Raw genomic sequence first — 7,142 nt, 5'->3', positions numbered from 1 at the left:
GTCGAGGCGCCTCCCGCCAAGGACGCCTCCCAGGCCGCCGGCGGCACGAGGCCTGCGTCCGGTGAACCCGGCGGGTCCGGCGCGTCCGGTGTGGCCGGTGACGTCGATGGCGCCTCGGGACGCGTGATGCCCGTGGTGCTGTCCGCCCGAGCCGCGTCGCCGCGAGCGCAGGCCGAGCGGCTGCGGGCGTTCCTCGACGCGGACGACGGCGTTCGCCTCGCCGACCTCGGCTTCTCGCTCGCCACCACGCGGGCGGTGTTCGAGAACCGGGCGGTGCTGCTCGCCAGGGACATCGACGGTCTTCGCTCGGATCTCGAGCCGCTGGCGTCGGGACGGCCGACGCCGACCGTCGTCGAGGGCGTCGCGGCCACCGAACGGCCGTCCGTCGTCTTCGTCTTCCCCGGTCAGGGCGCCCAGTGGGAGGGCATGGCGACCGAGTTGTTGGAGACCGCGCCCGTGTTCGCGGCCGCCATGGCCGAGTGCGAGCGGGAGCTGTCCGCGTACGTCGACTGGTCGCTGACCGATGTGCTGTGCGGCGTGGCCGGGGCGCCCACGCTCGACCGGATCGACGTCGTCCAGCCGGTCCTGTTCGCCGTGATGGTCTCGCTGGCCGCGATGTGGCGGTCGTACGGCGTCGAGCCGGCGGCGGTCGTCGGCCACTCGCAGGGCGAGGTCGCCGCCGCGTACGTCGCGGGAGCGCTGTCCCTGGCCGACGCCGCGCGGATCATCGCGCTGCGGAGCAAGGTGCTGCTGGAGATCGTCGGGCAGGGCGGCATGATGTCCGTCCCGCTGCCGCTTGACGCGGTCGTCCAGCGGCTGGAGGCGTCGTGGTCCGGGCGCCTGTCGGTCGCGGCGGTCAACGGCCCGTCGTCGACGGTCGTCTCCGGTGATACGCCGGCGCTGGAGGAGCTGCGCGCCGAACTGCTCGCCGAGCGGGTCGACGCCCGTGTGATCGGCGCCTCCTGCGCCGGCCATTCGGCGCACGTCGAGCCCCTACAGGAGACGGTCACCACGCTGCTCGGCCCGATCGCGCCGGTCGCGTCGTCGGTGCCCTTCTTCTCGACGATCACGGGGGGCTGGATCGACACCAACGAGCTCGACGCCGGCTACTGGTACCGCAATCTTCGTGAGACGGTGCGCCTGTCCGACGCGGTCCGCGGCCTGCTCGACGAGGGACATCGCGTGTTCGTCGAGATGAGTCCCCACCCGGTCCTCGCTGTCGGAATCAGCGAGACGGTCGAGGCCTGGTCGGAGTCGGTCTCGGAATCAGCGCCCTTGGAGGCCGACCACGTCCGCGTCGCCGAGGGCGCCACGACGAACGTGGCGACAAAGGCGGCCGCTGAGGGTGGCGTGGCCCGCGACGGCGAGGTACTGGTCGTCGGATCGCTGCGGCGCGACCAGGGCGGTCTCGACCAGCTCCTCGCTTCGATCGCGAAGGTCTTCGTGTTCGGCGTCCCGGTGGACTGGGCGGCGAGCTTCGTGGGAACCGGAGCACGCCGCATCGACGTCCCGACCTATTCCTTCCAGCACCGCCACTTCTGGCTGACGCACGGGTCCGGGACGGCCGACGTCGCCGCCGCCGGCCTGAGCGCCGCGGACCATCCGATACTTGGCGCGGCGTTGGAGCTCGCCGGAGGCGACGGCGTCATCCTGACGGGACGAGTGTCGCTCCGGACTCACCCGTGGCTCGCCGATCATCGCGTGTTCGGCACGGTCATGCTGCCCGGCACGGCCTTCGTCGAACTGGCCGTCCGCGCGGGCGACCAGGTTGGCTGCGATCTCGTCGAGCAGCTCACGCTCACCGTGCCGATCGTCATTCCGCCCCAGGGAGCGGTGCGGCTTCAGGTGTCCGTCAGCCAGCCCGGACCCGACGGCCGGCGCGAGCTGACCATCCACTCCCGGCCCGAAGACGCGCCGGGTGACGGATCGGCGACCGGCGACGGATTCGGCGCCGAAGGAGCCTGGACGGAGCACGCCACCGGCGTCCTCGTCGACACCGCGGAGGATGCCGACGCCACCGCGGTCGCGGGCGCCCGGGCGACCGGCGGCCCGCCCGAGGGGGTGGCCGATCTCGCAGGCGTGTGGCCGCCACCCGGGGCGAGCGCGGTCGACCTCGACGGCGTCTACGACCGACTCGCCGCGCGCGGCTACGGCTACGGCGCCGCGTTCCAGGGACTGCGGCGGGCGTGGACGCGCGACGGGGTGATCTTCGCCGACGTCGTGCTCGGCGGGGACCAGCGGTCCGACGCGGGTCGGTTCCTCCTGCATCCCGCGCTGCTCGACGCTGCCCTCCACACCCTCCTGCTCGGAGTGGTACGTACCGACGGCGAGGTCGGACTGCCGTTCGCCTGGTCCGGGGTGACGATCCGCGCCTCGGGCGCGTCCACCGTCCGCGCGCGGCTTGCCCCAGGCACGACGCGTGACGGGTCGGCGAGCGCCTCGCTCGTCGTCGCAGACCCGTCCGGCGCGCTCGTCGCCGTTGCCGACGAGTTGACGCTGCGGCCGGTGTCCGAGGAAGCCCTCCGCGCCGCCGCCGGCGGCGTGGCGCGGGAGGCGCTGTTCCGTGTCCACTGGACAGCCGTGCCGCCGCGGGAGGGCACGCCCGCGAGATGGGCGCTCATCGGCGCCGGTCGTCTCGCCGGAGGCGAGGGGAACCGCTGGTCAGGGCTCTGGCCGGACGTCGACGCGTTCCTGGACGCGATCGGTCGTGGCGCCGTTGACGTGCCGGAGGTCGCGGTGCTTGCCGTCGCGACGGAGGGCATGGACGGATGGCCGGACACCATCGCGCGGGCTGACGAGGACGCGCGGGCTGACGACGGGGGCGGCTCGCCGCAGCCGTCGGCCGACGTCGCGCGGTCCGCGCACGCCGCCGCCTGTCGCGCGCTCGCCGCGGTCCAGCGGTGGCTCGCGGATGAGCGCCTCACCGCGTCTCGCCTCGTCGTCGTCACCCGTGACGCGGTCGCGCTGCCCGGACAGCGCGCCGTCGATCTGGCGCGGGCGGGAGTCTGGGGTCTGGTCCGGGCGGCGCGGACGGAGAACCCCGGCCGTTTCCTGCTCGTCGACCTCGACAGTTCCGCGGCCGGCGACGTCGAGGAAACGCTGGTGAGGGCTGTCGCCACGGCACTCGCCGCCGACGAGCCGGAGCTCGCGGTGCGCGCCGGCGAGTTGTTCGTGCCTCGCCTCGGTCGCGTCGGACGGGGCGACGCGCCGCTTCCGATGGTCGACGACCCGGACTATCGACTCGTCGTCACAGAGCCGGGGACGTTGGGCAACCTTGCCTTCGTGCCTGCCCCGGAGGTACGGGCGCCGCTGGCCGCCGGGCAGGTCCGGGTCTCGGTGCGGGCCGGCGGGCTGAACTTCCGCGACGTGCTGATCACGTTGGGAATGGTGACCCAGGACAACGCCATCATGGGCGCGGAAGGCGCGGGCGTCGTTGTCGAGGCCGGTCCAGGCGTGACGGACCTGCGGCCGGGCGACCGGGTGATGGGCTACTTCCCAGGCGCGTTCGGGCCCACCGCCGTCGCCGACCGGCGGTTGCTCGCCCGCGTGCCGGACGGGTGGACCTTCGCCCAGGCGGCCACCGTTCCGGTCGTGTTCCTCACCGCGTACTACGGCCTCGTCGACCTCGGCGCGGTCGGGCCAGGCGACAGGGTCCTGATCCACGCGGCGGCAGGAGGCGTCGGTATTGCCGCCGTCCAGATCGCCTGCCACCTCGGCGCGGAGGTCTTCGGCACGGCCAGTCCGTCCAAATGGGGCACCTTGCGCGTACTCGGCCTGGACGACGACCACATCGCCAGCTCGCGCACCCTCGACTTCGCCGAACGGTTCCGGGCCGCGACCGGCGGCCGGGGCGTGGACGTCGTGCTTAACTCCCTCGCCGACGAGTTCATCGACGCGTCGCTGGGCCTGCTCGCGCCGAACGGCCAGTTCCTGGAAATGGGCAAGACGGACATCCGCGACCACGCCGAGGTGGCGGCTGCTCATCCGGGCGTGCGCTACCAGGTCTACGACCTGGTAGCGCTGGCTCGGACTGATCGCGCCGCCGACGGCAGCGTCCCCTCGGGCGCCGTTCCAGAGCGTCTCCAGGAGATCCTGGCAGTCGTCCTCGACCTGTTCGAGCGGGGCGTGCTGACGCCCCTGCCGCTGACGTCGTGGGACGTCCGCCGGGCGCCGGAGGCCTTCCGGTACCTGTCACAGGCGCGCGGTGTCGGCAAGATCGCGCTCACGGTGCCGCGCACGCCGGACCCGGACGGCACGGTTCTGATCACGGGCGCCACGGGCACGCTCGGCACGCTCGCCACTCGGCATCTCGTCACCGCGCACGGCGCGCGTCACCTGCTGCTGGTATCGCGTCGCGGGCTCGACGCGCCCGGCGCCGCGCGGCTGCGAGACGAGCTCGTCGGCCTCGGAGCCGAGGTGACCGTCGCGGCCTGCGACGTGGCCGACCGCCGCGCGCTCGCGGCGCTGCTGGACACCGTCCCGGCGTGCCACCCGCTCACCGCCGTGATCCACACAGCCGGCGTGTTGGACGACGGGGTCGTCGCGACGATGACGCCCGAGCAGCTCGTCGTCGTCCTCCGGCCCAAGATCGACGCCGCCTACAACCTCCACGAGCTGACCCGGGACGCCGACCTTGCAGCGTTTGTGCTCTACTCGTCCGTCGCCGGCCTGCTCGGCGCGGCCGGTCAGGCGAACTACGCGGCGGCGAACGCCTTCCTCGATGCGCTCGCCTGGCACCGACGGACGCTGGGCCTGCCCGCACTCTCCCTGGCATGGGGCCTGTGGGGTGAGGCCAGTGGCATGACCAGCCACCTCGTCGAAGCCGACCTGCGCAGGATGGCCCGCTCGGGCCTGCTGCCGCTGTCGGCGGAGGACGGCATGGCGCTGTTCGACGCGGCGGACGGCGTCGCCGAGCCCGTCGTCGTCCCGACCCGACTGGACGTCGCGGTTGTCCGCCGCGGTCCGTTCGGGTCCTCCCCACTGCCGCGGGGTCTGGCGCGGCCCGCTTCGCGACGGGCGGGCGTTGCGGGTGACGCGGTGGACGGCGCGGGCGGGGCCGACAGGACGACATCCCTGTCCCTCGTCGACCGCCTCACGCCCATGACCGAGGTGGAGAGGCGGCGCACTCTCATCGACCTGGTGGTCTTCGAGGTCGCGGCGGTTCTCGGGCACGCCGATCCCGACGCGGTCGACCGTGACCGGGCCTTCAGGGAGATCGGCTTCGACTCGCTGACTGCCGTCGAGCTGCGCAACCGCTTGGTCTCGCTCAGTGGACAGCGGCTGCCGGCGACGCTCGTCTTCGATTATCCGACGCCGCTGGAGCTCGCCGAGTTCCTGCGCGAGCGGTTGCCGCTGCCCGAGTACTCCGCCGATCGCGCGTTGCTGGACCGGATGGATCTCCTCGAGGTCGAGACGCGGTCCGTCGTCAACGGGCGCGAACCCGTCGCAGGCGCCGACGACGAGGTGACGTCGCTGGTGGCCGCTATTCCTCCCGCGCGCTTCCGGGACGCGGGCCTGTTGGACACCCTGCGCCGGCTCGCCGGCAGGAACGGCGACGCCGGCGGTTCCGGTGGCGCGCATGGCGGGGACGGCGGGGACGGCGGGGACGGCGACGGGCAGCGGCCCGAGATCGACTCCATGGGCGTCGACGACCTGGTCCGAAGGGCGCTAGGAGACGACTGAATCAGCCGACATCTCCGGTCCGCCGGACTGCGATGCGAAGGGGTCACGATGGCCGTGTCGACTGACGAGATAGTGGCAGCGTTGCGCGCCTCTCTCCGGGAAAACGAGCGTATGCGCCGCCGGCTGCATGAGCTGGAGGCGGTTGATCCGATCGCCATTGTCGGAATGGCCTGCCGCTATCCGGGAGGCGCCAGCACGCCAGAGGAACTGTGGCGTCTGGTGTCGGAGGGCCGGGACGCGATCTCGGGGTTTCCGACGGATCGCGGCTGGAATCTGGCTGCCCTTTATGACCCCGACCCGGAGCGTCCCGGGACGAGCTACGTGCGTGAGGGGGGATTTCTCTACGACGCGGCGGAGTTCGACGCCGAGTTCTTCGGCGTCTCGCCGCGTGAGGCGTTGGCGATGGATCCGCAGCAGCGGTTGTTGCTGGAGACGTCGTGGGAGGCCATTGAACGAGCTGGAATAGACCGAAAGTGGCTGCGGGGCAGTCGGACCGGTGTTTTCATCGGCTTCACCAACCAGGACTACCTGGCCATGCACGACGCCCCGGAAGGTTTCGAGGGATACCTGCTCGCCGGCAATACCGCGAGCTTCCTTTCAGGGCGGATCGCGTACGTGTTCGGACTGGCGGGACCGGCTATCACGATCGACACCGCCTGTTCGTCCTCACTGGTCGCGCTGCACCTTGGGGTGCGGGCGCTGCGGTCGGGCGAGTGCTCGCTGGCACTGGTCGGGGGCGCCTCCGTGATGTCGCGTCCTGGCGAGTTTCTGGAGTTCAGTCGGCAGCGTGGGTTGTCGCCGGATGGCCGTTGCAAGGCCTACGGCGAGGCTGCGGATGGCACCGGCTGGGGTGAGGGGGTCGGTGTTCTGCTGCTGGAGCGGTTGTCGGATGCTCGGCGGGCGGGTCGGCGGGTGTTGGCGGTGGTGCGGGGTTCGGCGGTGAATCAGGATGGTGCGTCGAATGGGTTGACAGCACCTAACGGTCGTGCGCAACAGCGGGTGATCCGGGAAGCGTTGGCGGCCGGAAACCTGTCCGTCGACGACGTCGACGTGGTGGAAGGCCATGGTACCGGGACCCGGCTGGGGGATCCGATCGAGGTGCAGGCGGTGCTGGCTACCTACGGCCGCCGCGACAGCGGCCGGGTTTTTCTCGGATCGTTGAAGTCGAACATCGGCCACACGCAGGCCGCCGCCGGTGTGGGTGGCGTGATGAAGATGGTGCTGGCGCTGCGCAACGGGACGATCCCGGCGACCCTGCACGCCGACAATCTCACGCCTGCGGTGGACTGGTCGTCGGGTGCGGTCGAGGTGGCGGTTGAGGCGCGGCCGTGGGTGCGTGCCGGTCGGCCGCGTCGGGCTGGCGTGTCGTCGTTCGGCGCGAGCGGCACGAACGCGCACGTGATTATCGAGGAGGCGCCTGAGGTCGAGAACCGCGAGGGGCGTGATTCGGATTCGGGTAC

Annotated in this window: 2 protein-coding genes; both read left to right on the top strand. The window is 72.1% G+C overall.

Annotated features, from left to right (window positions below; translation table 11 throughout):
• The first annotated feature begins 126 nt into the window (after positions 1 to 126).
• Complete coding sequence (locus tag NBW77_RS21270) at positions 127 to 5,682, top strand: SDR family NAD(P)-dependent oxidoreductase (RefSeq protein WP_250280222.1); 5,556 nt, start codon at positions 127 to 129, stop codon at positions 5,680 to 5,682.
• A 48-nt stretch (positions 5,683 to 5,730) separates the two neighbouring features.
• The coding region (locus NBW77_RS21265; protein WP_284346976.1) for a type I polyketide synthase at positions 5,731 to 7,142 on the top strand (1,412 nt) is incomplete at its 3' end.

The organism is Frankia sp. Cppng1_Ct_nod (assembly GCF_920656135.1).
In the GTDB taxonomy this organism is placed as follows: domain Bacteria; phylum Actinomycetota; class Actinomycetes; order Frankiales; family Frankiaceae; genus Protofrankia; species Protofrankia meridionalis.
The sequence above is the reverse complement of the archived record's forward strand: the minus strand, read 5'-3'. Positions and strand labels throughout refer to the sequence as shown.

Coding starts and splice junctions, on each gene's coding strand:
- NBW77_RS21270 (WP_250280222.1), top strand. CDS start 127: ATGCCCGTGGTGCTGTCCGCCCGAGCCGCGTCGCCGCGAGCGCAGGCC.